At 49.5% G+C, this 21,514-nt stretch carries 21 protein-coding genes and 1 riboswitch; of the genes, 12 read left to right on the top strand and 9 right to left on the bottom strand.

What is annotated here, in order from left to right; all coding sequences use genetic code 11:
• Positions 1 to 98 precede the first annotated feature (98 nt).
• Complete coding sequence (gene tusA, locus Q0852_RS19140; protein ID WP_299020896.1) at positions 99 to 347, top strand: sulfurtransferase TusA; 249 nt, start codon at positions 99 to 101, stop codon at positions 345 to 347.
• A gap of 80 nt (positions 348 to 427) precedes the next feature.
• On the opposite strand, the gene Q0852_RS19135 is transcribed toward tusA, so the two are convergent.
• The 3 genes from Q0852_RS19135 to Q0852_RS19125 form a co-directional block, all read right to left on the bottom strand.
• Entirely contained in the window at positions 428 to 685 is a 258-nt protein-coding gene (locus Q0852_RS19135) for a hypothetical protein (RefSeq protein ID WP_299020893.1), read from the bottom strand.
• A 166-nt stretch (positions 686 to 851) separates the two neighbouring features.
• The gene (locus Q0852_RS19130; RefSeq protein ID WP_299020891.1) at positions 852 to 1,409 is read right to left on the bottom strand and encodes a TMEM165/GDT1 family protein; all 558 of its coding nucleotides are present in this window, start codon (positions 1,407 to 1,409) and stop codon (positions 852 to 854) included.
• A gap of 95 nt (positions 1,410 to 1,504) precedes the next feature.
• Positions 1,505 to 1,612: riboswitch (yybP-ykoY riboswitch) on the bottom strand.
• A gap of 99 nt (positions 1,613 to 1,711) precedes the next feature.
• Positions 1,712 to 2,413, bottom strand: coding sequence for an OmpA family protein (locus Q0852_RS19125; RefSeq protein WP_299020889.1), 702 nt, complete (start codon positions 2,411 to 2,413; stop codon positions 1,712 to 1,714).
• Positions 2,414 to 2,696: 283 nt separating this feature from the next.
• On the opposite strand from Q0852_RS19125, the gene glyQ reads away from it, so the two are divergent.
• The 3 genes from glyQ to Q0852_RS19110 all read left to right on the top strand — a co-directional run bounded on the left by glyQ (position 2,697) and on the right by Q0852_RS19110 (position 7,254).
• Positions 2,697 to 3,608, top strand: coding sequence for a glycine--tRNA ligase subunit alpha (gene glyQ, locus Q0852_RS19120; RefSeq protein WP_299020887.1), 912 nt, complete (start codon positions 2,697 to 2,699; stop codon positions 3,606 to 3,608).
• Positions 3,609 to 3,617: 9 nt separating this feature from the next.
• Complete coding sequence (gene glyS / locus Q0852_RS19115) at positions 3,618 to 5,690, top strand: glycine--tRNA ligase subunit beta (RefSeq protein ID WP_299020885.1); 2,073 nt, start codon at positions 3,618 to 3,620, stop codon at positions 5,688 to 5,690.
• A gap of 310 nt (positions 5,691 to 6,000) precedes the next feature.
• Positions 6,001 to 7,254 carry a valine--pyruvate transaminase gene (locus tag Q0852_RS19110; protein ID WP_299020882.1) on the top strand — a complete coding sequence of 418 codons (1,254 nt, stop codon included), beginning with the start codon at positions 6,001 to 6,003 and terminating at the stop codon, positions 7,252 to 7,254.
• Between the two features lie 129 nt (positions 7,255 to 7,383).
• Here Q0852_RS19110 and Q0852_RS19105 read toward each other — a convergent pair whose 3' ends face one another.
• The 6 genes from Q0852_RS19105 to dnaA form a co-directional block, all read right to left on the bottom strand.
• Positions 7,384 to 7,773, bottom strand: coding sequence for a hypothetical protein (locus Q0852_RS19105; protein WP_299020880.1), 390 nt, complete (start codon positions 7,771 to 7,773; stop codon positions 7,384 to 7,386).
• Positions 7,774 to 7,972: 199 nt separating this feature from the next.
• Entirely contained in the window at positions 7,973 to 8,410 is a 438-nt protein-coding gene (gene ibpA, locus Q0852_RS19100; protein WP_299020877.1) for a small heat shock chaperone IbpA, read from the bottom strand.
• Between the two features lie 338 nt (positions 8,411 to 8,748).
• Positions 8,749 to 11,163 (bottom strand): DNA topoisomerase (ATP-hydrolyzing) subunit B, encoded by a 2,415-nt coding sequence (gene gyrB, locus Q0852_RS19095; RefSeq protein ID WP_299020875.1) that lies wholly within the window; start codon positions 11,161 to 11,163, stop codon positions 8,749 to 8,751.
• Positions 11,164 to 11,182: 19 nt separating this feature from the next.
• On the bottom strand, positions 11,183 to 12,262 hold the full coding sequence (gene recF, locus Q0852_RS19090) for a DNA replication/repair protein RecF (RefSeq protein WP_299020874.1): 1,080 nt from the start codon (positions 12,260 to 12,262) through the stop codon (positions 11,183 to 11,185).
• A gap of 3 nt (positions 12,263 to 12,265) precedes the next feature.
• Positions 12,266 to 13,366 (bottom strand): DNA polymerase III subunit beta, encoded by a 1,101-nt coding sequence (gene dnaN / locus Q0852_RS19085; RefSeq protein ID WP_299020873.1) that lies wholly within the window; start codon positions 13,364 to 13,366, stop codon positions 12,266 to 12,268.
• 1 nt (position 13,367) lies between these two features.
• Positions 13,368 to 14,771, bottom strand: coding sequence for a chromosomal replication initiator protein DnaA (dnaA, locus tag Q0852_RS19080; protein WP_299020872.1), 1,404 nt, complete (start codon positions 14,769 to 14,771; stop codon positions 13,368 to 13,370).
• A 309-nt stretch (positions 14,772 to 15,080) separates the two neighbouring features.
• Here dnaA and Q0852_RS19075 point away from each other — a divergent pair, with 309 nt between their 5' ends.
• The 8 genes from Q0852_RS19075 to mnmE all read left to right on the top strand — a co-directional run bounded on the left by Q0852_RS19075 (position 15,081) and on the right by mnmE (position 21,403).
• Entirely contained in the window at positions 15,081 to 15,836 is a 756-nt protein-coding gene (locus Q0852_RS19075; protein ID WP_299020871.1) for an amino acid ABC transporter substrate-binding protein, read from the top strand.
• A 106-nt stretch (positions 15,837 to 15,942) separates the two neighbouring features.
• Positions 15,943 to 16,614 (top strand): amino acid ABC transporter permease, encoded by a 672-nt coding sequence (locus tag Q0852_RS19070; RefSeq protein ID WP_299020869.1) that lies wholly within the window; start codon positions 15,943 to 15,945, stop codon positions 16,612 to 16,614.
• Entirely contained in the window at positions 16,611 to 17,348 is a 738-nt protein-coding gene (locus tag Q0852_RS19065) for an amino acid ABC transporter ATP-binding protein (protein WP_299020867.1), read from the top strand. The genes Q0852_RS19070 and Q0852_RS19065 overlap by 4 nt, the downstream gene beginning before the upstream one ends.
• A gap of 184 nt (positions 17,349 to 17,532) precedes the next feature.
• Positions 17,533 to 17,667: a 50S ribosomal protein L34 gene (gene rpmH / locus Q0852_RS19060; protein ID WP_004411068.1), complete on the top strand. Its 135-nt coding sequence runs from the start codon at positions 17,533 to 17,535 to the stop codon at positions 17,665 to 17,667.
• A 12-nt stretch (positions 17,668 to 17,679) separates the two neighbouring features.
• Entirely contained in the window at positions 17,680 to 18,036 is a 357-nt protein-coding gene (gene rnpA / locus Q0852_RS19055) for a ribonuclease P protein component (protein ID WP_299020828.1), read from the top strand.
• Positions 18,003 to 18,260, top strand: a complete 258-nt coding sequence (yidD, locus tag Q0852_RS19050; protein WP_299020827.1) for a membrane protein insertion efficiency factor YidD — start codon at positions 18,003 to 18,005, stop codon at positions 18,258 to 18,260. Before rnpA ends, yidD begins: the two co-directional genes overlap by 34 nt.
• A gap of 2 nt (positions 18,261 to 18,262) precedes the next feature.
• Positions 18,263 to 19,879: a membrane protein insertase YidC gene (gene yidC, locus Q0852_RS19045; RefSeq protein WP_299020826.1), complete on the top strand. Its 1,617-nt coding sequence runs from the start codon at positions 18,263 to 18,265 to the stop codon at positions 19,877 to 19,879.
• A gap of 156 nt (positions 19,880 to 20,035) precedes the next feature.
• A complete protein-coding gene (gene mnmE, locus Q0852_RS19040; RefSeq protein ID WP_299020824.1) occupies positions 20,036 to 21,403 on the top strand; it encodes a tRNA uridine-5-carboxymethylaminomethyl(34) synthesis GTPase MnmE in 1,368 nt (455 codons plus the stop codon).
• Positions 21,404 to 21,514: the final 111 nt, after the last annotated feature.

Genomic DNA, 21,514 nt, shown 5'->3' with positions numbered 1-21,514 from the left:
TTAAATACGTTACACGCTTTATTCTCTTTTGCCAACCCTTATTGATTAATTCTTGCCCATAAGTATGATCGGTGACTTCGAAACAACACGTATATGTTATGACAGCTATTTTTGAAAACGCGACACATACTCTGGAAGCTGAAGGCCTGCGCTGCCCGGAACCAGTAATGATGGTACGCAAAACAGTAAGAAAAATGGCCGAAGGCGATACGCTTCTGGTTACGGCAGACGATCCTTCCACAACCAGGGATATCCCAAGCTTTTGCCGTTTTATGGATCACACCCTGCTGGCCGCAGAAACTGATAACCTTCCTTATCGGTACCTGATCCAAAAAGGAACCAATTAAAAAAGGCAGCTCTGAGAGCTGCCTTTTACATTTCAGATCTATTTTGACGACCAGTATCAATGGCTGGAATTCATCACTGCCTACTGAGATTCATAACTATCGCGCAAAGCTTTATTGGCCTTGTCCAGCTCATGTCGAAGCTCACGGATTTCTTTTTTCATTGGCAGCACATAGCGCAACCGAACCAGGGCATCGACTGAAAGATATGTCGTCACAATAGCCCCGACCACCATCGGCAGCCACATATCAGTCACGACCATACCAAGTATGTTCAGGGCTAAGGCAAAGTTAAACAGCCAAAACTGGCTTTGCGGAGAAATAGCGAGAAAACGGTTCATACCCCCTCCTACTACCGTATACCTAACTCCACTTTACCATGGCACCGTATTTCACACTGCTGCCAAAATCACAGTTCCTCATGCTGTAACAAGACTGTCATCATTTCAGCAGTAACATAATGTTTCACATGAAACAGCCTAATGTACTTCCATAAAGCACAGCCACTTACAATCCAAATGCTGCCGCAATCGCCAACCCAGCAAACAGGGCTGCCGTTACCTTACGGATCAGACCAAGAGGCATGCGGTCAGCCGACAGCTTACCGATCAATACCACAGGCACATTAGCCAGCAACATACCAATCGTCGTTCCCAATACCACCAACATCAGACCATCATGGAACTTAGCCCCTAGCATCGTTGTGGCTACCTGAGTCTTGTCCCCAATTTCTGCAACAAAGAACGCAATAAAGCTGGCCACGAATGGACCGCGATTAGAGATCTGCTCATCATCATTCAACTTATCAGGGATCAGGATCCAGCCAGCCATAAGGATGAAACTAACAATCAACACCCACTTGAGAATCTCAGGAGTCAGAAAATCGGCAACAACAACGCCTAGCCAGGCAGCTAAGGCATGATTGGCAATCGTCGCTAAGAATATTGCTAAAATGATAGGGATAGGTTTGCGATAACGGCTGGCCAGCAGCAAAGACAACAACTGGGTTTTATCCCCGATCTCAGCCAAGGCAACCGTTGTAATAGACACAGCTAAAATACTCACGACATGCTCTTTGAGGTGAGGATTTGTATTTAATAACCACGGACAAACACACATGCCCCACCCCGGTTCATGCTGGTTTGCCTATGGTCTCGCCAAACTCACTAGTAGGGTTAGTGTGAGTCACAACCGCCATGAAGATTTTGCTTCAATTATGTTGACGATTGTCTCGTTAGATAGAGAGGCTACTCCCCAAAGGAAAGTGAATAATAGCCAGCAAATAGCCAAGGATCAAGCCAAAAGAAGAAAGCTGTAAAGACAGTTCAATGGGCTGCCAGACATAGCCGCCGACAGCCCACCGGATCTTAAGAGGTTGGAGTCAACACGATTTCAACACGGCGATTTTCCGCACGCCCCTGCTTAGTCCTATTAGTTGAAATTGGGTGAGCTTCGCCCATCCCTTTCGTCGCCACACGGTGCGCAGCCACACCTTCACGAACCAGGAAGTTACTTACCTCACTGGCTCGAACCTGTGACAAACGCAGGTTATAAGATTCAGAACCACTGCTGTCGGTAAAACCGTAAACATTAAGCAACGTCTTATCATATTCTTTCGCCACCAGGGCAACGTTAAACAATGCTTGTTTAGCTCGAGTACTCAAATCTGACTGATCAACACCAAAAGTAATTTCGTTTGGCATGTTCAGTACAATATTGTCACCATCACGGGTAACGCTAATACCTGTCGATTGCAACTGCTGGCGCAACTCAGCTTCCTGCACATCCATGTAGTAGCCGATCCCGCCCCCCAGAGCAGCCCCCGATGCCGCACCAATCAGAGCGCCTTTACCACGATCGCTTTTGCTTGAAGAGGCGATACCAATCGCTGCACCAGTTACCGCCCCAATTAGCGCACCACTGCTCGCCTTGGCCGTCTGAGACTCTCCGGAGTATGGGTTCACCGTACTACAGCCTGCCGCCGCTACTGCCGTCGCGGAAGCAAAAATAACATTACGCACCCATTTGGTAGATACCAATGAAGAATTGAAGTCCATCGTCTTGTCCATATTATCTCGATTTCATATCGATGTGATTGTATTGCCCGCACACAAAGTTACGGGCTACGAAAACACAAGCTCGCCCATTGTAACGAGCCCGTCGGAAGCTATATCATAACAGTGTAAAACTATCGCCACCGCACTTCCTCCCCCAACTTTACCAACTAATTTAACCAAATTACTCAAAGATGGCCAAAAAACATGCAACAGCCCTACTCGGGAATTGCCATGCAAGGTATACTGGATTGTTACTAAAAAATTCTTTTAATCCACTAATCTCGCGAAGCTGACAATGCAGAAATACGATATTAAAACCTTTCAGGGCATGATCCTCGCGCTGCAGGATTACTGGGGCCAGCAAGGTTGTACCATTGTACAACCGTTGGACATGGAAGTTGGTGCAGGTACCTCTCACCCAATGACCTGTCTACGAGCTCTGGGTCCAGAACCAATTGCAGCAGCGTATGTACAACCATCTCGCCGCCCAACTGACGGCCGTTACGGTGAAAACCCTAACCGTCTACAGCACTACTACCAGTTCCAGGTGATCATCAAGCCATCACCAGACAACATCCAGGAACTGTACCTAGGCTCATTGGAAGCCCTAGGTGTCGACACCCAAGTGCATGACATCCGTTTTGTTGAAGACAACTGGGAAAACCCGACCCTGGGTGCTTGGGGTCTAGGCTGGGAAGTTTGGCTAAACGGCATGGAAGTAACTCAGTTTACTTACTTCCAGCAGGTTGGTGGCCTTGAATGTAAACCTGTTACCGGCGAAATCACTTACGGTATCGAGCGTCTGGCGATGTACATCCAAGGCGTCGATTCTGTTTACGATCTGGTTTGGACTGACGGTCCACTAGGCAAAGTGACCTACGGTGACATCTTCCACCAGAACGAAGTAGAGCAGTCGACTTACAACTTCGAACACGCTGACGTTGATTTCCTATTCACTTTCTTCGACCAATGCGAAAAAGAAAGCCAAGAACTGCTAGCGCTGGAAACTCCGCTGCCACTACCGGCATATGAGCGTATTCTAAAAGCCGGCCATGCCTTCAACCTACTTGATGCACGTAAAGCGATCTCGGTTACCGAGCGTCAGCGTTACATCCTGCGTATCCGCAACCTGACTAAACAAGTTGCTGAAGCTTACTACGCATCACGTGAAGCCCTAGGCTTCCCTATGTGCAAAAAAGACAAGTAAGGGTATCGCATGACCGAGAAGAACTTCCTTATTGAGCTGGGTACCGAAGAGCTACCACCAAAAGCACTCCGCACCCTTGCTGAAGCTTTCGCTGCCAACTTCGAAGCTGAACTAAAAGCCGCTGATCTGGCCCACCAGGACATCAAGTGGTTTGCAGCCCCTCGCCGTCTGGCACTTAAAGTATCTGCCCTGGCTGCCGGCCAGGCAGACAAAGTTGTTGAAAAACGTGGCCCGGCAGTAAGCGCAGCATTTGATGCTGATGGCAATCCGACAAAAGCAGCTCAAGGTTGGGCTCGCGGTAACGGCATCAGCGTCGATCAGGCAGAGCGCCTGAAAACAGACAAAGGCGAATGGCTACTGTACAAACAGGAAGTCAAAGGCCAGCCAGCACAAGCCCTACTTTGCGACTTAGCAGCGACGGCTCTGGCGAAGCTTCCTATCCCTAAGCCAATGCGCTGGGGTGACAAGGAAACCCAATTTATCCGCCCTGTGAAAACTGTCACCATGCTTTTGGGTGATGAGCTGATCCCAGGTAGCATTCTGGGTGTTGAATCTGCGCGAACAATCCGCGGTCACCGCTTCATGGGTGAGTCAGAATTCACTATCGACAATGCTGACCAGTACCCAGCGATTCTTGAAGAGCGCGGCAAAGTAATGGCAGATTACGATGCTCGTAAAGCAATTATTCTTGCAGATGCTCAAAAGGCCGCTGAAGAAGTTGGCGGTATCGCTGATCTTGAAGACGAGCTAGTTGAAGAAGTAACTTCCCTGGTTGAGTGGCCGGTAGTACTTACAGCTTCATTCGAAGAAGAGTTCCTGAACGTTCCTTCTGAAGCGCTGGTTTACACCATGAAGGGTGACCAGAAGTACTTCCCTGTTTACGATGCTCAAGGCAACCTAGTTCCTAAGTTCATTTTCGTATCTAACATTGTGTCGAAAGACCCTCGTCAGATCATCGAAGGTAACGAGAAAGTCGTTCGCCCTCGCCTTGCTGATGCCGAGTTCTTCTTCAATACCGACCGCAAGCGCCCATTGGTAGAACGCTTGTCAGAACTTGAAACGGTATTGTTCCAGAAGCAGCTGGGTACACTGCGTGATAAGACTGACCGCATCACAGCGATGGCTGGTCACATTGCCGGCCTTGTTGGTGGTAATGTCGAGCATGCTGAGCGTGCAGGACTGCTGTCTAAATGTGACCTGATGACGTCGATGGTATTCGAGTTTACCGACACCCAAGGTGTAATGGGCATGCACTACGCACGTCTGGATGGTGAGCACGAAGATGTTGCCGTTGCCCTGAACGAGCAGTACATGCCTCGTTTCGCTGGTGACGAACTGCCATCATCCGACGTTGCCGCAGCCGTCGCTCTGGCAGACAAGATTGATACCCTGGTAGGTATCTTCGGTATCGGCCAGCATCCGAAAGGTGCAAACGACCCATTCGCACTTCGTCGTGCGGCACTGGGTGCGCTACGTATTATCGTAGAAAAAGGCTACAGCCTGGACCTTGTTGATCTGATCAGCAAAGCGAAGGAACTGTTTGGCGCGAAGCTGACGAACCAGAATGTTGATGCCGACGTGATTGACTTCATGCTGGGTCGCTTCCGCGCTTGGTACCAAGACGAAGGCCACAGTGTTGACGCAATCCAAGCAGTTCTGGCCCGTCGCCCAACTCAGCCATCTGACTTCGATAAGCGAGTGAAAGCAGTAACTCACTTCCGTGGTCTGGAAGCGGCAGAGTCTCTGGCGGCAGCGAACAAGCGTGTAGGTAATATCCTGGCGAAATTCAACGGTGAGCTACCAACGGCCATCAATAGTGCGCTGCTAGTTGAAGATGCAGAGAAAGCCCTTGCTGAGAAAGTAGAAGCAATGGTTGCATCACTAACACCACTCTTTGCTGAAGGTAACTACCAGCAAGCACTGTCTGAGCTAGCAACCCTACGTGAAGCTGTTGATGCGTTCTTCGACAACGTTATGGTAATGGCTGAAGACGAGAAGCTAAAAGTGAACCGTCTGGCAATGCTGAACCTGCTACGTAACCAATTCCTGAAAGTGGCCGATATTTCTCTACTACAGAAATAATCTTCCCCACTCTGGAATCCAACCCCATGCCATCGACATGGGGTTTTTTATCTCTGCTTTTCACTCGCAACCGCCACCGATTAAAGATTCTTTTCCCATAACCCAGCCCTCTTCGTCCAATCTCGATCTGTCGAATAACATGACTCGGTATCGAAATGGTACTTCAAGGTTTCACGTGAAACACGTTATGACCAGTGATTTAGGCCCCTTTCCCTCTCAGGCTTGATAAGGTATGTTGACTGGTGAATATGATGTATACAGTAGAAGTATCATAATAGATAAGAGCAATAGACTGAGGTCGGAAGTAAAAATGGAGTTTTCTACATTCGGAAATAAGTTCGCCCGTTATTCGGGGATCACCCAACTAATGGACGATTTAAACGACGGCTTGCGTAACCCTGATGCCATCATGCTCGGTGGCGGCAACCCGGCACAAATCCCAGACATGGTTAAGTATTTCAATCAGCTCTGTGAGCAAATGACTGCAACAGGTGAATTGACTGCGGCACTAACAAATTATGACGGTCCCCAGGGCAAGAACGTGTTTCTCAATGCCCTAGCCCAACTGCTTCGCTCAACTTATGGCTGGGATATTACGGCTAAAAATATTGCCCTGACTAATGGCAGTCAAAATGCCTTCTTCAATTTGTTCAACTTACTGGCGGGAAAGTTCAGTGACGGCAGTAATAAAAAAATCTTATTACCACTTGCGCCGGAGTATATTGGTTATGGTGATTCCGGCCTGGACGATAATATGTTTGTTTCTTACCGTCCTGAGATCACCCTGCTCAACAATGGGCAATTTAAATACCATATCGACTTTAGCCACTTAGTTGTTGATGACAGCATCGGGGCTATCTGTGCTTCACGCCCGACCAACCCTACCGGCAATGTCCTGACAGACGAAGAGATTCGTCACCTTGACGAACTGGCACGTGAACACAATATTCCTCTCATTATCGACAATGCCTACGGCATGCCATTCCCGGACATCATTTTTGAAGATGTCACCCCATTCTGGAATGACAACACCATCCTGTGCATGAGCTTGTCCAAACTTGGCTTGCCCGGCGTTCGTTGCGGTATTGTCATTGCCAGCGAAGAACTGACCACCGCCATTGCCAATATGAACGGCGTACTTAGCCTGGCTCCCGGAGGCGTTGGCCCAGCGATAGCCCATAAAATGATTGAGAACCAAGATCTGCTTCAGCTCAGTGAAACGGTGATCAAACCCTTCTACCTGCGTAAATCGCAACATGCCGTTGAATTGCTGCAAACGGCTATAACCGATGACAGGTTTCGTATTCACAAACCAGAAGGTGCGATGTTTCTCTGGCTTTGGTTTAAAGACTTGCCTATCACCACCATGGCACTTTACCAACGATTGAAAGCCCGTGGGGTACTCATCGTTCCCGGAGAATATTTCTTCATTGGCCTCGACGATAACTGGAGCCATACTCATGAGTGTCTTCGTATGAACTATGTTCAAACGGATGACGACATGAAACGCGGTATTGCCATCATCGCCGACGAAGTAAAAAAAGCCTACCAGCAAACCAAATAACGGTTTCCATTTTCTTTCTGTTCAAAGCTGCCATCCGGCAGCTTTGCTTTCTCACTCAACTTTCCTATCCTCTCAAAAGCCAGTAGCAATTACCGTTACTAGCTAGTCGCACTTAACGAGTGCTACAACTTAATCCGCATCTAATGGATAAGCCGTGATACTTAAAGTGCCGTTTAGTGCCACCACCCGCTTAAGCAAACTAGCCGGTATCTTGACGCGATGTCGGTGGTGACCGCCTGCTTCAAAAACCAAATTAAAGTCAACTTCAAGCGCTGAGCACCACAGCGGCTTTAGCTCTTCCGGCAGGTGCTCTGCGGCTGTCAGCAGAGCATCAAGATCAGATTCAATCGATGCATAATCATCAGTGGCAAGCTCGAGCGATAATTGAAACAGTGTCTCTTCCCGCCAACCGCAGTGTAGGATGCAGACACAGTCTTGGAAGAAAGCCGCCAGCGTCGATAAATCCTGCCGAGAAAATATATCCAGATCTGTACTGACATAACGTGTAATGGTCGACATAGTCCCTGCTCTCCTCCCATCAACAGTCAGTTCTGTTTCACGTGAAACAGAACTTCGCAATTAACTAAGAATAAGCATAGTGGGAAACAGAATTGGCAGATGAATCAAGTTATGGTTCAAAAGAAAATTTATCGGCGAAATGGCAGCAATAAAAAAGGCCAGCTAGAGCTGACCTTTCACACCTTATCCGAACGACGGTTTATTCAGTTTCCAACAAACGCGGACCGTTAATCGCAATCTTACGCGGCTTCTGCTCTTCCGGGATATCTCGTTCAAGATCGATGTGCAGCAGACCATTTTCCATTTCCGCACCAATCACTTTAACGTAATCAGCCAGCTGGAACTTGCGTTCAAAATCACGCTCGGCAATTCCCTGATACAAGTATTGATGTTCGTCTTTCGCCGCTTCACGAGTCCCACGGACAATCAGCTTGTTTTGCTGTTGAGTAATATCAAGCTGGTCTTCCGCAAAGCCTGCCACTGCCATTGTAATGCGATAGTGGTGCTCATCCTGCTGTTCAATATTATAGGGAGGGTAGCCTGCATTTGTGTTGCTGACATTTTTTTCCATCTGATTGAACAGACGATCAAAGCCAATTGCAGAACGGTATAGAGGAGTGAAATCTAGGTTACGCATAATACTATCCTTCTCTTGAAGCAATAAACATATAACGATAATGAAATGAGTGAAGTGGTTTTCCGCCTCGGGACAAACCATATTTCGTCGGCCCAATCAATGGCACCGAACGCTTCATAAATAGATATAAGGATAGGACGAACCTTTTCCAACCCCACAAGGAAAATTTTTTATATTCTTTTTCCTCTGTAGCCTAATCTCTTATTTTTTCAGAACGTCGTCGCAACAGACACTGACGAAGAAAACGCAAAAAAGTCATGAGTAAAAAACATAGATAAAAAAACGCCGCTCTTGAGAGCGGCGTTTTCTGCATTACGTTCTGAACCTGGGCGTCTGGGTTATACGTCCAGGTTCGCGTTCAGTGCGTTTTCTTCAATGAAGTGACGGCGAGGTTCAACCTGATCACCCATCAATGTCGTAAATAACTCATCAGCGGCAACCGCATCGTTGATTGTCACCTGCATCATGCGACGAGATTCTGGATCCATTGTAGTTTCCCACAATTGTTCAGGGTTCATCTCACCCAGACCTTTGTATCGCTGTAGCGACAGGCCGCGGCGGGATTCTTTAATCAACCAGTCCAACGAATCCTTGAAGCTGCTTACTGGCTGTTTACGCTCACCACGCTGTACATAAGCCGTATCATCAAGCAGGTTATGCAGTGCTTCCGACAATTCTGCAAGCTTAGCGTACTCTTTAGAGTTAAGCAGATCGAAACTTAACACATACTCATGATCGACACCGTGAGTACGAACCACAACTTTCGGCAACCAAACATTGTTCTCTTCATCACGAATAACTTCAAAGTTGTACTGACTTTCACCTGACTGCTTAGCATTCAACGCAGCAACCAAAGACTCAGTCCAAGCGCTAACTGCGCTCTGTTCAGCAAGCATCTCGCCAGTCAGGCGAGGCTGGTAGATAAACTCATTCAATAGCAGGGTCGGATAACGGCGGCTCATACGCTCCACCAGCTTATTCGCACCATTGAACTGTTTCACCAACTCTTCCAGCGCCATGCCAGAAATAGCCGGCGCGCCTTCCGCCGTAAACAGTGCAGCGTTATCCAGTGCCAGAGCAACTTGGTACTGGTTCATGTCTTCATCATCTTTGATGTACTGCTCTTGCTTACCCTTCTTCACTTTGTAAAGCGGTGGCTGAGCAATATAGATATGACCACGTTCGATCAGTTCAGGCATCTGACGGTAGAAGAAAGTCAACAGCAGCGTACGGATGTGCGAACCATCGACATCGGCATCGGTCATGATGATAATGTTGTGATAACGCAGTTTATCCGGGTTGTATTCATCGCGGCCGATACCACAACCCATTGCCGTGATCAGCGTTGCCACTTCTTGTGAAGATAGCATCTTGTCGAAACGGGCTTTTTCTACGTTCAGGATCTTACCTTTCAGCGGTAGGATTGCCTGGTTCTTACGGTTACGACCCTGCTTGGCAGAACCGCCTGCAGAATCACCCTCCACAATGTAGAGTTCAGACAGCGCAGGATCTTTTTCCTGGCAGTCAGCAAGCTTACCTGGCAGACCAGCTAAATCCAGCGCACCTTTACGACGAGTCATTTCTCGCGCTTTACGAGCAGCTTCACGGGCACGGGATGCATCGATGATTTTGCTACATACCGTCTTGGCATCGCTCGGGTTTTCCAGCAGGAATTCACTCAGCTTCTCGCCCATAGCAGATTCAACTGCTGCCTTCACTTCACTCGAAACCAGCTTATCTTTAGTCTGGCTTGAGAATTTCGGATCAGGCACTTTCACAGAAACCACAGCGGTCAAACCTTCACGGGCATCATCACCGGAAGTCGCTGTCTTGGCTTTTTTAGAATAACCTTCTTTATCCATGAAGTTATTCAGGGTACGGGTCAGTGCACCACGGAAACCAGCCAGGTGAGTACCACCATCACGCTGCGGGATATTGTTAGTAAAGCAATAGATGTTTTCCTGGAAACCATCGTTCCACTGCATGGCCACTTCTACTGAAATACCGTCTTCACGCTCAAAATCAAAGTGGAATACTTTAGGGTGGATCGGAGTCTTGTTACGGTTCAAGTGTTCAACAAACGCCTGGATACCACCTTCGTACATGAAGTGATCCTGTTTGCCATCTTCACGCTCATCATTCAACTTGATAGAAACGCCTGAGTTCAGGAACGACAGCTCACGAAGGCGCTTGGCCAAAATCTCATACTGGAATTCGATATTGGTAAAAGTTTCTTCGCTCGGCCAGAAACGGATACGAGTACCGGTATTTTCGGTCTCACCTATAACTGCCAACGGCGCCTGAGGTTCACCATGGCGATAAATCTGCTGGTGAATAGAACCACCACGCTGAATGGTCAGTTCCACTTTTTCAGACAAGGCGTTCACAACGGAAACACCTACCCCGTGCAGACCACCAGAAACTTTATAGGAGTTATCGTCGAATTTACCACCGGCGTGAAGTACCGTCATGATAACTTCAGCTGCTGATACCCCTTCTTCAGGGTGCATTTCAGTCGGAATACCACGACCATCATCGCTCACAGATACGGAGCCATCTTCATGGATGGTGACAATAATATCTTCACAGTGGCCAGCAAGAGCTTCATCGATAGAGTTATCGACGACCTCAAAGACCATATGGTGCAAGCCAGTACCGTCATCGGTATCGCCAATGTACATCCCTGGGCGCTTACGTACCGCATCTAGGCCTTTAAGCACCTTAATGCTTGATGAATCGTAGTTGTTGGACATTGAGTTACTCTCGCTTTAATTATCCTGCGGTTATTTTACCGTGTTCCACATGAAACATCTTGCCATTTTCATCATGCATTTCGGCAATTTGCTCATTGCTGATCGCACTGATGAACACCTGGGCGTTGGTTTCCTTTAACCGTTGCGCCAACAGCGCACGCCTATGGCTATCCAGCTCGGAAGCAAAATCATCAATTAAATATATACACGGTTTACCAGTTGCTTCGGTCAGGTGAAGTCCCTGTGCCAATCGCAAGGCACAAACCATCAGCTTCAGCTGACCACGGGACAATACGTCCTCAACTGGTGTACCGGCAACCTTGATCCGCAAGTCGGCCTTATGTGGCCCGCTTGCGGTGTAACCCAGCTGGCTATCACGTTCAAAATTACGCTTTAGCAGCTCGGCATAAGGTGTTTCTTTTTCCCAGCCGCGGTAGTACCCCAACTGAATATCATATTCAGGCAAAAAGCCCTGGCAGATCTCCGCGGCTTTTTGCTTGACGGCCTCAAGGTACTGACTGCGCCACTCACTGATCTCCTCAGCAAGCAGCGCCAGCTCCTGATCCCAATAGCTCAGCTCACGATAGCTGCGGGCCGTCTTCAATAACGCATTGCGCTGTTTGGTCAGGCGCTTAACCCGACTCCAGGCATGGTAAAACTTAGGCTCAACATGAAATACCCCCCAATCGATAAACGAGCGGCGGTATTTCGGCCCCCCTATCAATAAGTCAAAACCTTCCGGGGTGATCAGCTGCAGTGGCAGTACCTGTGCCAGCTGAGCCAGCTTCTGACCACCTTCGCCAGCAATCTTGACTTCGGTGGTACCATCACGCTTTTTATTGATCCCCAGCGGCAGCTCCATATTAGAGGTAGTCTGCAACCGGCCATGAACAAACAACTCTTGTTGCTCATGCCGGATCACCCTTCCTGTCAGGTGACTACGGAAAGAACGGCCATGGCCAAGGTAGTAGATCGCCTCTAAGACACTGGTCTTGCCGCTACCGTTAGCACCGACAAGAAAATTGAAGCTTGCCGACAAAGACAAGTCGCAAGCTTCAATGTTTCGGAAATCTTTGACGATTAGACGAGTAAGTGTCATGCCCTAGAGTCTGATTGGCATCACAACGTACAGAGCATCCCCGTTAGCGCTATCTTCTAGCAGCGCACTGGCGTTAGCATCAGTCAGCGACCAGCGTACCTGTTCACACTTGAGGGTGTTAAGTACATCTAGCACGTAATTTACGTTAAAGCCGATTTCCAGCTCCTCGCCCTCATAGCTCACATCCAGAAACTCTTCAGCCTCTTCCTGCTCAGGGTTGTTGGCTGTGATGCGCATCTCGCCGTTAGACAAGTTCAGGCGCACACCACGGAACTTCTCGTTAGACAAAATTGCCGCACGAGAGAACGCTTTGCGCAATTCATCACAACTGGCTTCAACAGACTTAGTGCTATTTTGCGGCATTACCCGGCGGTAATCCGGGAAACGCCCATCAACCAGCTTGGTCGTAAAGACGAAGTTATTCACCACCGCACGCAAGTTCGAGTTACCGAAACGGATATCCACCATCGCATCCGGCGTATCCAGCAAGCGAACCAGCTCCAGTACCCCTTTACGAGGAACAATGATCTGCTTACTCGGCGGCTCAATATCCAACTCAGTGGCGCACACTGCCATACGGTGGCCGTCAGTCGAAACCGATCGCAGGTGCTTGCCTTCGGTTTCAAACAGCATACCGTTAAGGTAATAACGCACATCCTGGTGGGCCATCGAAAACTGGGTGCTGTCGATCAAATGGCGCAGCTGGCCTTGCGGCAAGGTCATTTCAACCTCGCTCTGCCAGTCATCAATATTCGGGAAATCTGCTGCCGGCAACGTCGACAAAGAATAGCGGCTACGGCCGGAGCGAATGAGCACGCGATCACCTTCAAGGCTCACGGCAATGTTAGCGCTGTCCGGCAGACCACGGCAAATGTCGAGAAATTTACGCGACGGGACAGTGATTGCACCCGGCTCGAAATCCGCAGCCAGTGCCACTTTGGCAACCAGCTCCACTTCCAGATCGGTACCTGTCATCGACAAGCAGCCATCTTCGACCTGCAATAAAATATTGCCCAGAATAGGCAAAGAAGGACGACCGCCAAGGGCACCAGAGACCTGCTGCAGCGGTTTTAATAGTTGTTCGCGTTCGACGGTAAATTTCATATCAAGACGACAGTGTTCTAATTAGGTTTGAATAATCTTCTTTTATATCGTGGCTTTCTTCACGCAGCTGCTCGATCTTACGGCAGGCGTGCAGCACCGTGGTATGGTCGCGGCCACCAAAAGCATCACCGATTTCCGGCAGGCTGTGGTTAGTCAATTCTTTCGCCAGGGCCATCGCCATCTGGCGCGGACGAGCCACGGAGCGCGAACGGCGCTTAGACAGCATATCAGCCATCTTTATTTTATAGTATTCCGCTACCGTCTTCTGAATATTATCAATCGTTACCAACTTTTCCTGAAGCGCAAGCAAATCTCGCAGGGCTTCACGGACAAAATCAATCGTGATCGCCCGACCAGTAAAGTTGGCATTGGCGATAACACGGTTCAGCGCCCCTTCCAGCTCACGCACATTGGAGCGCAGGCGCTTGGCAATAAAGAAAGCAACTTCGTCAGCCAGGCGGATATTGTGATCCTCGGCTTTCTTCATCAGGATCGCGACACGGGTTTCCAGCTCCGGTGGCTCAATAGCTACCGTCAAGCCCCAACCAAAACGCGATTTAAGGCGGTCTTCCACCCCGTTAATCTCGCGCGGGTAGCGGTCAGAGGTCAGAATGATTTGCTGGTTGCCTTCAAGCAACGCATTAAAGGTATGGAAAAACTCTTCCTGCGAACGCTCTTTATTGGCAAAGAACTGAATGTCATCGATCAGCAGCGCATCAACACTGCGGTAATAGCGTTTGAATTCTTCGATGGCATTGTTCTGCAGGGCCTTAACCATATCCTGTACGAAACGCTCGGAATGCATGTAGACCACTTTGGCATTAGGCTTGCGATCCGCAATCGCATTGCCAACAGCGTGCAGCAGGTGAGTCTTACCCAGGCCTGTTCCACCATACAGGAACAGCGGGTTATAAGCCGCCCCCGGATTGTCAGCCACCTGCCGACAGGCAGCCAGGCCAAGCTGGTTCGACTTACCTTCAACAAAATTGTTGAAGTTGTGTTTCGGATTAACGTTTGAACGATACCCACCCGGAGACTCCGGCTGCACCGGTGACGGCGCAGGCTCCCAGGTACGAGCCGGTGAATCATCACGAACCCGACTTACTGGTGCGACAACCGGAGCAGGAGCGGCCACCGGTTGCGGAGGTGGTGCAGAAACAGGACGGCTCCCCACCTCAAAGCGCAGCATAGGTACATCATTGCCGCAAAATTCATTCAGCAGACGATTAATATTATTGAGGTACTTATCACGTACCCAATCAAGCACAAAGCGGTTCGGCGCAAACAAAGTCAGCGAATTACCGTTTAACTCGGCCTGAAGCGGTCGAACCCACATACTGAATTCTGTTGCAGGGAGTTCTTCCTGAAGGCGTTGAAGGCACTGCAACCAAAGCGAAGATGACAAGCTCGACTCCACACTGAATAACAAAACACAAAAAGGGATGCAATTTTATACCTGCTGGCTCAGGATCGCCAGCAAAGAGATCGCAGATCCAGTGAATAAGATCGGACTTATGCACATAGATCGCACACCAAACGGCAAGATCAGCACAATTTTACCAACCCTTACCCACAATTCTATTAACAACGACTAGGATCAAGGTGCAAACAATTAGTTATTTTTAATAACTCTTCGTTATTTAAGAAAGCCAGTTATAACCGTATAGGATGTCGCAAACAGAGAATCATCACAGCCATCTGAGGAGTAGACAGGATGAAAAGCTGGGTAAAAACAACACTGACAGCCGTAGCACTAACCTTGACCGCCAGCCAAGCCGCCATGGCCGCCACCGATGTAAAAGTCGGAATGTCAGGACGCTATTTTCCGTTTACTTTCGTCAAACAAGACAAGCTGCAGGGCTTTGAGGTGGATCTGTGGAATGAAATAGGCAAGCGCAATGACTACAACGTTGAGTTTGTGACCGCTAACTTCTCTGGCCTTTTCGGCCTTTTGGAAACCGGTCGTATCGATACCATCTCGAATCAGATAACCATCACCGATGAACGTAAAGCCAAATACCTGTTTTCGACTCCTTATGTGATTGACGGTGCCCAGCTGGTGGTTCGAAAAGGCAATGACAGCATCAAAAGCACAGGCGACCTTAACGGAAAAAACGTTGGCGTAAATCTGGGCTCGAACTATGAACAACTGCTGCGCGAGCTGGATAAGGACGGAAAAATCAATATTAAGACCTATGACACCGGTATCGAGCATGATGTGGCACTGGGTCGCACCGATGCGTTTGTCATGGACCGCCTGTCATCCGTGGAGCTAATCAAAAAAGCCAACCTACCACTGCAATTGGCAGGCGAACCCTTTGAGAAAATCGAAAACGCCTGGCCATTTATCAAAGGAAACAAGGGCGAGAAACTTCGCGACGAAGTAAACCAGGCCTTAGAAGCCATGCGCCGTGACGGCACCTTGGCAGAAATATCGGTTAAGTGGTTTGCCGCTGATATTACGCAGTAACCCAGTCTATCGCACCATTTATCTAAACGGTTCATAGACATGAAGGCTCACTACGTGGTGAGTCTTTATCGCTTCTCTCCCCCTGACGATGGAATACTGAACCACTATGGGTTTTGATTTTAACTACATGCTATCGTTGTTGCCCATTTTATTGAAATACCTGGGTACCACACTGAATATGGCATTCTGGGGCCTGCTGTTTGCCCTTGCGATTGCTGTCACACTGGCGCTGATCCGGGTGTATAAAATCCCGGGGCCGGATCAGATAAGTCAGCTCTATATCAGCTTCTTCCGCGGCACCCCATTACTGGTGCAACTGTTTTTACTTTACTACGGCCTGCCTCAGGTCTTTCCCGTGTTCGTCGGCCTTGATGCCTTCAGCGCTGCGGTGATCGGCCTGAGCCTGCACTTTGCCGCCTACAAAGCCGAGAGTATCCGTGCCGCCATTATCGGTATCGACCGCAGCCAACGAGAAGCCAGCTTATCGATCGGCATGACCGAACTTCAGGCAATGCGCCGGATCATCCTGCCGCAAGCCACCCGGGTCGCGCTGCCGTCACTGATGAATTACTTTATCGACATGATCAAATCGACCTCACTGGCCTTCACGCTCGGGGTGACGGAAATCATGGCCAAGGCGCAAATGGAAGCCTCATCAAGCTTCAAGTTCTTCGAAGCCTTCCTGGCTGTCGCCCTAGTGTACTGGGTCATGGTACTAATCCTAACCCGCATTCAGAACTGGGCGGAAATGAAATTGAACAAGGCATATATGCGATGATAAAAATCAACAACCTCACCAAATGCTTTGGCGACGCCGCTATTTTCTCCGGCATCAACCTGAATATCGATAAAGGGGAAATCGTAGTGGTTATCGGCCCGTCCGGCACCGGGAAATCGACGCTACTGCGCTGCATTAACTTTCTAGAAATGGCCAACCAAGGTCAGATCACTATTGACGATGTGACCATTAATTGCCAACAAGCAGTCAAAAGCGATATCCTCGCCCTGCGCCGCAAGACCGGCTTTGTATTTCAGAACTATGCCCTCTTTTCTCACCTTACAGCGAGACAAAATATTGCAGAGGGATTGGTCACCGTCAAAGGATGGAAAAAAGAGGAAGCCCACCAACGTGCCCAGCAGATCCTGGATGACATCGGGCTTAGCGATAAAGGGGATCATTACCCGGCCGCCCTGTCCGGCGGCCAGCAGCAACGGGTCGGTATCGGCCGGGCAATGGCACTGGAAGCCGAGCTACTGCTGTTTGACGAACCGACATCAGCGCTGGATCCGGAATGGGTCGGCGAAGTACTGACCCTAATGCAGAAGCTGGCCACCCGCCACCAGACCATGCTGGTGGTCACCCATGAGATGCAATTTGCCCGCGAAGTCGCTGACCGGGTGATCTTTATGGCCGACGGCGAGTTTGTCGAACAAGGCACACCGGCTCAGATCTTCACTAATCCGCAAGATCCGCGATTACAGAAGTTCCTGCGCCAAGTTGGGATCCAATAAGGATCCTTGCACTTAGCGCCACAAGAAGTATAATTCAGCGCCCGTAGTTCTCTGCGGGTATAATCATTGACTATTTAAAGGCCAGTGATTACAATTCCGCCTCTTTGTTAAGAGGTCCGATTGTTCGCAGTCGGAAACTCAGTAACAAAACTTAAAAACTGATCAGTTAATTTAAGGTAAAACCATGAAACGCACTTTTCAACCTTCAGTTCTAAAGCGCAAGCGTACTCACGGCTTCCGTGCACGCATGGCTACTAAGAACGGTCGCGCAACAATCAACGCACGTCGCGCTAAAGGCCGTAAGCGTCTTTCTAAGTAATCTCTGATTATTTTGAATAAGCTCGCTTTTTCTCGGGAGTTACGTCTGTTAACTCCCGAACATTACAAAAAAGTCTTCCAGCAAGCTCATCGTGCTGGCTCTCCCCACTTAACTATTCTTGCCCGTTCTAACGAACTCGATCATCCTCGTCTCGGCTTGGCTGTTCCTAAAAAACAGATCAAAACCGCTGTCGGCAGAAACAAATTCAAGCGCGCCGTGCGTGAAAGTTTCCGTCTAAAGCAAGCTGATCTGCCAGCCAAAGATTTCGTCGTGATTGCAAAGAAAAGTGCCAGTGAGCTGAGCAACGAAGAACTTTTCAAGTTGCTAGATAAATTATGGCATCGCCTGTCTCGCCCTTCGCGTGGCTAGTCATCGGACTAGTCCGCTTTTACCAACTGACAATAAGTCCACTTATTGGACCACGCTGTCGCTTTACCCCTACATGTTCTCAGTTCGCAATTGAAGCAATAAAAACGCATGGAGCGATAAAAGGTTGTTGGTTCGCAGCGAAACGTCTATTAAGATGTCATCCTTTAAACGACGGTGGTTATGACCCCGTTCCGCCAACCAAGCATAACGACAGAGATAAGTAACGATGGATTCCCAACGCAATATTCTGTTAATTGCCCTACTGTTTGTCTCGTTCCTGCTGTTCCAGCAGTGGAACATGGATAACAGCCCTCAGACTCCAACCCAGGGTGTAGAGCAACAAGTCAACAACAGTGGTGATGTTCCTTCACATACAGGTGACGGCCAGCCGATTACTGACCAAAGCACGTCCAACAACCTAATCACCATCAATACAGATGTACTGGCGCTTACTGTCGATACGCTTGGTGGCGATGTCATCGAAGCCAAACTTCTGGCTTACGACAATGAACTTGATTCAGCAGACCCGTTTGTATTGCTGAAAAACACCCCAGATTACAAATTTACGGCCCAATCAGGCCTGATTGGTGTCAACGGTATCGACACAACAGCCGGCCGTGCCCAGCTGAGCGTTGACGCTGACAGCTTCACTTTGGCTGACGGCCAAGACGAACTACGTGTACCAATGACGTACGAAAAAGACGGCATCAGCTACACCAAGACATTTGTTCTGAAGCGCGGCAGCTACGCTGTTGATGTTGAATACACCATCGACAACCAGACTGACGCTGCAGCCAGTGTTCAAATGTATGCTCAGTTAAAGCAGAACCTGGTCGATGCTGGCGGCAACCTGGCGATGCCAACTTACCACGGCGGTGCCTACTCAGCTGACGACACCAAGTACAAAAAGTACAGCTTCGACGATATGCAGGACAAGAACCTGAACCTGACTATCAACGATCAGGGCTGGGCGGCAATGATGCAGCACTACTTCGTCTCTGCATGGATCCCACGCAACGCCGGTGCAACTAACCTATACACCCGTACCGGCAACGGCCTGGGCTACATCGGTATCCGTATGCCAACGTCAACAGTGGCACCTGGTAGTGAGCAAACACTAACATCAACCCTGTGGGTAGGTCCTAAACTACAGGATCAGATGGAAGCAACTGCAGCCAACCTGAACCTGACAGTTGATTACGGCTGGCTATGGTTCATCGCAAGCCCGCTGCACAGCCTACTGTCGTTCATCCAGAGCATCGTGGTGAACTGGGGTGTGGCAATCATGGTGTTAACCTTCATCGTTCGTGGTGCAATGTACCCGCTAACTAAAGCGCAGTACACATCAATGGCGAAAATGCGCATGCTGCAGCCTAAACTACAGGCAATGCGTGAGCGCCTGGGCGACGACCGCCAGCGCATGAGCCAGGAAATGATGGAGCTGTACAAGAAAGAGAAAGTAAACCCACTGGGTGGCTGTTTACCTATCTTGCTACAGATGCCAATCTTTATTGCCCTTTACTGGTCATTGATGGAATCTGTTGAGCTGCGTCATACGCCGTTCTTTGGCTGGATCCACGATCTGTCTGCGCAGGACCCGTACTTCGTGCTACCGATCCTGATGGGTGTAACCATGTTCCTGATCCAGAAGATGAGCCCATCGACAGTAACGGATCCAATGCAGCAGAAGATCATGACTTTCATGCCAGTGATGTTCACTTTCTTCTTCCTGTGGTTCCCATCTGGCCTGGTTCTGTACTGGCTGGTATCGAACATCGTGACGCTAATCCAGCAGACGCTGATTTACCGTTCATTAGAGAAAAAAGGTCTGCATTCCAAGTAATGTGAATACCTGTCCTAAAAGGCGGCCTTAAGGTCGCCTTTTTTGTTTTCCTGATTTCTAACACCTGCATCTATCAAGCGGAATGCTTGCGATGACTAGGTTTTCCCAACTAGTCTGTTTACAATTGCAGCGAATTTACCAAGCTAAGCCAAAATTATGATCGAACATACTGATACCATTGTTGCGCAGGCCACCCCTCCGGGCCGTGGCGGCGTGGGCATTATTCGCGTCTCCGGCCCAAAGGCCAAAGAAGTTGCTCTTGCGGTTGCCGGCCGTGAACTCAAGCCTCGCTATGCAGAGTACCTGCCTTTCAAAAACGAGGACGGAAGCGCACTGGATCAGGGCATCGCCTTATTTTTCAAAGGACCTAATTCCTTCACCGGCGAAGATGTACTGGAACTGCAGGGCCATGGCGGCCCGGTCCTGATGGACATGATGATCAAGCGCATCCTGCACATCGACGGCATTCGTGCCGCCCGTCCAGGTGAGTTTTCAGAACGAGCTTTCATGAACGACAAGCTCGACCTGGCGCAGGCAGAGGCGATTGCCGACCTGATTGATGCCAGCTCCGAAGAAGCGGCGAAAAGTGCCTTTAAATCGCTCCAGGGCGCTTTCTCAACCCGAGTAAATGAACTGGTTGAAGCACTGATCCACCTGCGTATCTACGTCGAAGCTGCCATCGACTTCCCGGAAGAGGAAATCGACTTTCTGTCTGACGGCAGGGTCAGCGGTGATCTGAACGGCATCATCGACCGCCTGGAAGCCGTTCGCCGCGAAGCCAATCAAGGATCCATCATACGTGAAGGGATGAAAGTGGTGATTGCCGGCCGCCCGAATGCCGGTAAATCCAGCCTGCTTAACGCCCTGTCAGGTAAAGACTCCGCCATCGTCACCGACATTGCAGGAACCACCCGGGATGTCTTGCGCGAACATATCCACATCGATGGCATGCCACTGCATATCATCGACACCGCTGGCTTGCGAGAAGCCTCCGATGAAGTCGAACGTATCGGTATCGAGCGAGCCTGGGACGAAATCCAGCAAGCCGACCGTGTACTGTTCATGGTCGACAGTACCACCACCGATGCCACCGACCCGAAAGAAATCTGGCCGGACTTTATCGAGCGCCTACCGGAAAGCATGGGCCTGACGGTGATCCGCAATAAAGTCGAACTCACTGGCGAAGAAGCTGGGATCTGCCATATCAGCAATCCTACCCTGATCCGCCTGTCAGCCCGTACTGGTGACGGCATCGATAACCTGCGTGAGCACCTCAAGGAATGCATGGGGTTTGCCGGCACGACCGAAGGGGGCTTCATGGCCCGCCGCCGCCACCTGGAGGCCTTGGAACGCGCTGCAACGCACCTGGAAACCGGTAAAGAGCAACTAGAAGGGTTCATGGCCGGGGAAATCCTGGCAGAAGAACTACGCCTTGCCCAGCAACACCTGAGCGAGATCACCGGTGAATTCACCTCAGATGATCTTTTAGGCCGGATCTTTACCTCGTTCTGTATCGGCAAATAACCGGATCCACCACCGAACGCAAGACGGGGCCAGCGAAGGGATCATCCCCTTCCTGGCCCTGTTTTCGTTTACAGCCTGTGAATAAACCTACCTTTTGTCTCTTTTATCTTA

The sequence above is a fragment of the uncultured Photobacterium sp. genome (genome assembly GCF_947502415.1).
In the GTDB taxonomy this organism is placed as follows: Bacteria; Pseudomonadota; Gammaproteobacteria; order Enterobacterales; family Vibrionaceae; genus Photobacterium.
Note: the sequence above shows the minus strand (reverse complement) of the source record. Positions and strands in the feature narration are given on the sequence as shown.

Bases quoted from the DNA above. Each gene is read 5' to 3' on its own strand.
- rpmH (WP_004411068.1), top strand. From the start codon at position 17,533: ATGAAACGCACTTTTCAACCTTCAGTTCTAAAGCGCAAGCGTACTCAC.
- Q0852_RS19135 (WP_299020893.1), bottom strand. From the start codon at position 685: ATGAACCGTTTTCTCGCTATTTCTCCGCAAAGCCAGTTTTGGCTGTTT.
- tusA (WP_299020896.1), top strand. From the start codon at position 99: ATGACAGCTATTTTTGAAAACGCGACACATACTCTGGAAGCTGAAGGC.
- glyS (WP_299020885.1), top strand. From the start codon at position 3,618: ATGACCGAGAAGAACTTCCTTATTGAGCTGGGTACCGAAGAGCTACCA.
- ibpA (WP_299020877.1), bottom strand. From the start codon at position 8,410: ATGCGTAACCTAGATTTCACTCCTCTATACCGTTCTGCAATTGGCTTT.
- yidD (WP_299020827.1), top strand. From the start codon at position 18,003: ATGGCATCGCCTGTCTCGCCCTTCGCGTGGCTAGTCATCGGACTAGTC.
- Q0852_RS19125 (WP_299020889.1), bottom strand. From the start codon at position 2,413: ATGGACAAGACGATGGACTTCAATTCTTCATTGGTATCTACCAAATGG.
- Q0852_RS19075 (WP_299020871.1), top strand. From the start codon at position 15,081: ATGAAAAGCTGGGTAAAAACAACACTGACAGCCGTAGCACTAACCTTG.
- Q0852_RS19065 (WP_299020867.1), top strand. From the start codon at position 16,611: ATGATAAAAATCAACAACCTCACCAAATGCTTTGGCGACGCCGCTATT.
- Q0852_RS19070 (WP_299020869.1), top strand. From the start codon at position 15,943: ATGGGTTTTGATTTTAACTACATGCTATCGTTGTTGCCCATTTTATTG.
- mnmE (WP_299020824.1), top strand. From the start codon at position 20,036: ATGATCGAACATACTGATACCATTGTTGCGCAGGCCACCCCTCCGGGC.
- Q0852_RS19105 (WP_299020880.1), bottom strand. From the start codon at position 7,773: ATGTCGACCATTACACGTTATGTCAGTACAGATCTGGATATATTTTCT.
- yidC (WP_299020826.1), top strand. From the start codon at position 18,263: ATGGATTCCCAACGCAATATTCTGTTAATTGCCCTACTGTTTGTCTCG.
- glyQ (WP_299020887.1), top strand. From the start codon at position 2,697: ATGCAGAAATACGATATTAAAACCTTTCAGGGCATGATCCTCGCGCTG.
- recF (WP_299020874.1), bottom strand. From the start codon at position 12,262: ATGACACTTACTCGTCTAATCGTCAAAGATTTCCGAAACATTGAAGCT.
- Q0852_RS19110 (WP_299020882.1), top strand. From the start codon at position 6,001: ATGGAGTTTTCTACATTCGGAAATAAGTTCGCCCGTTATTCGGGGATC.
- dnaN (WP_299020873.1), bottom strand. From the start codon at position 13,366: ATGAAATTTACCGTCGAACGCGAACAACTATTAAAACCGCTGCAGCAG.
- gyrB (WP_299020875.1), bottom strand. From the start codon at position 11,163: ATGTCCAACAACTACGATTCATCAAGCATTAAGGTGCTTAAAGGCCTA.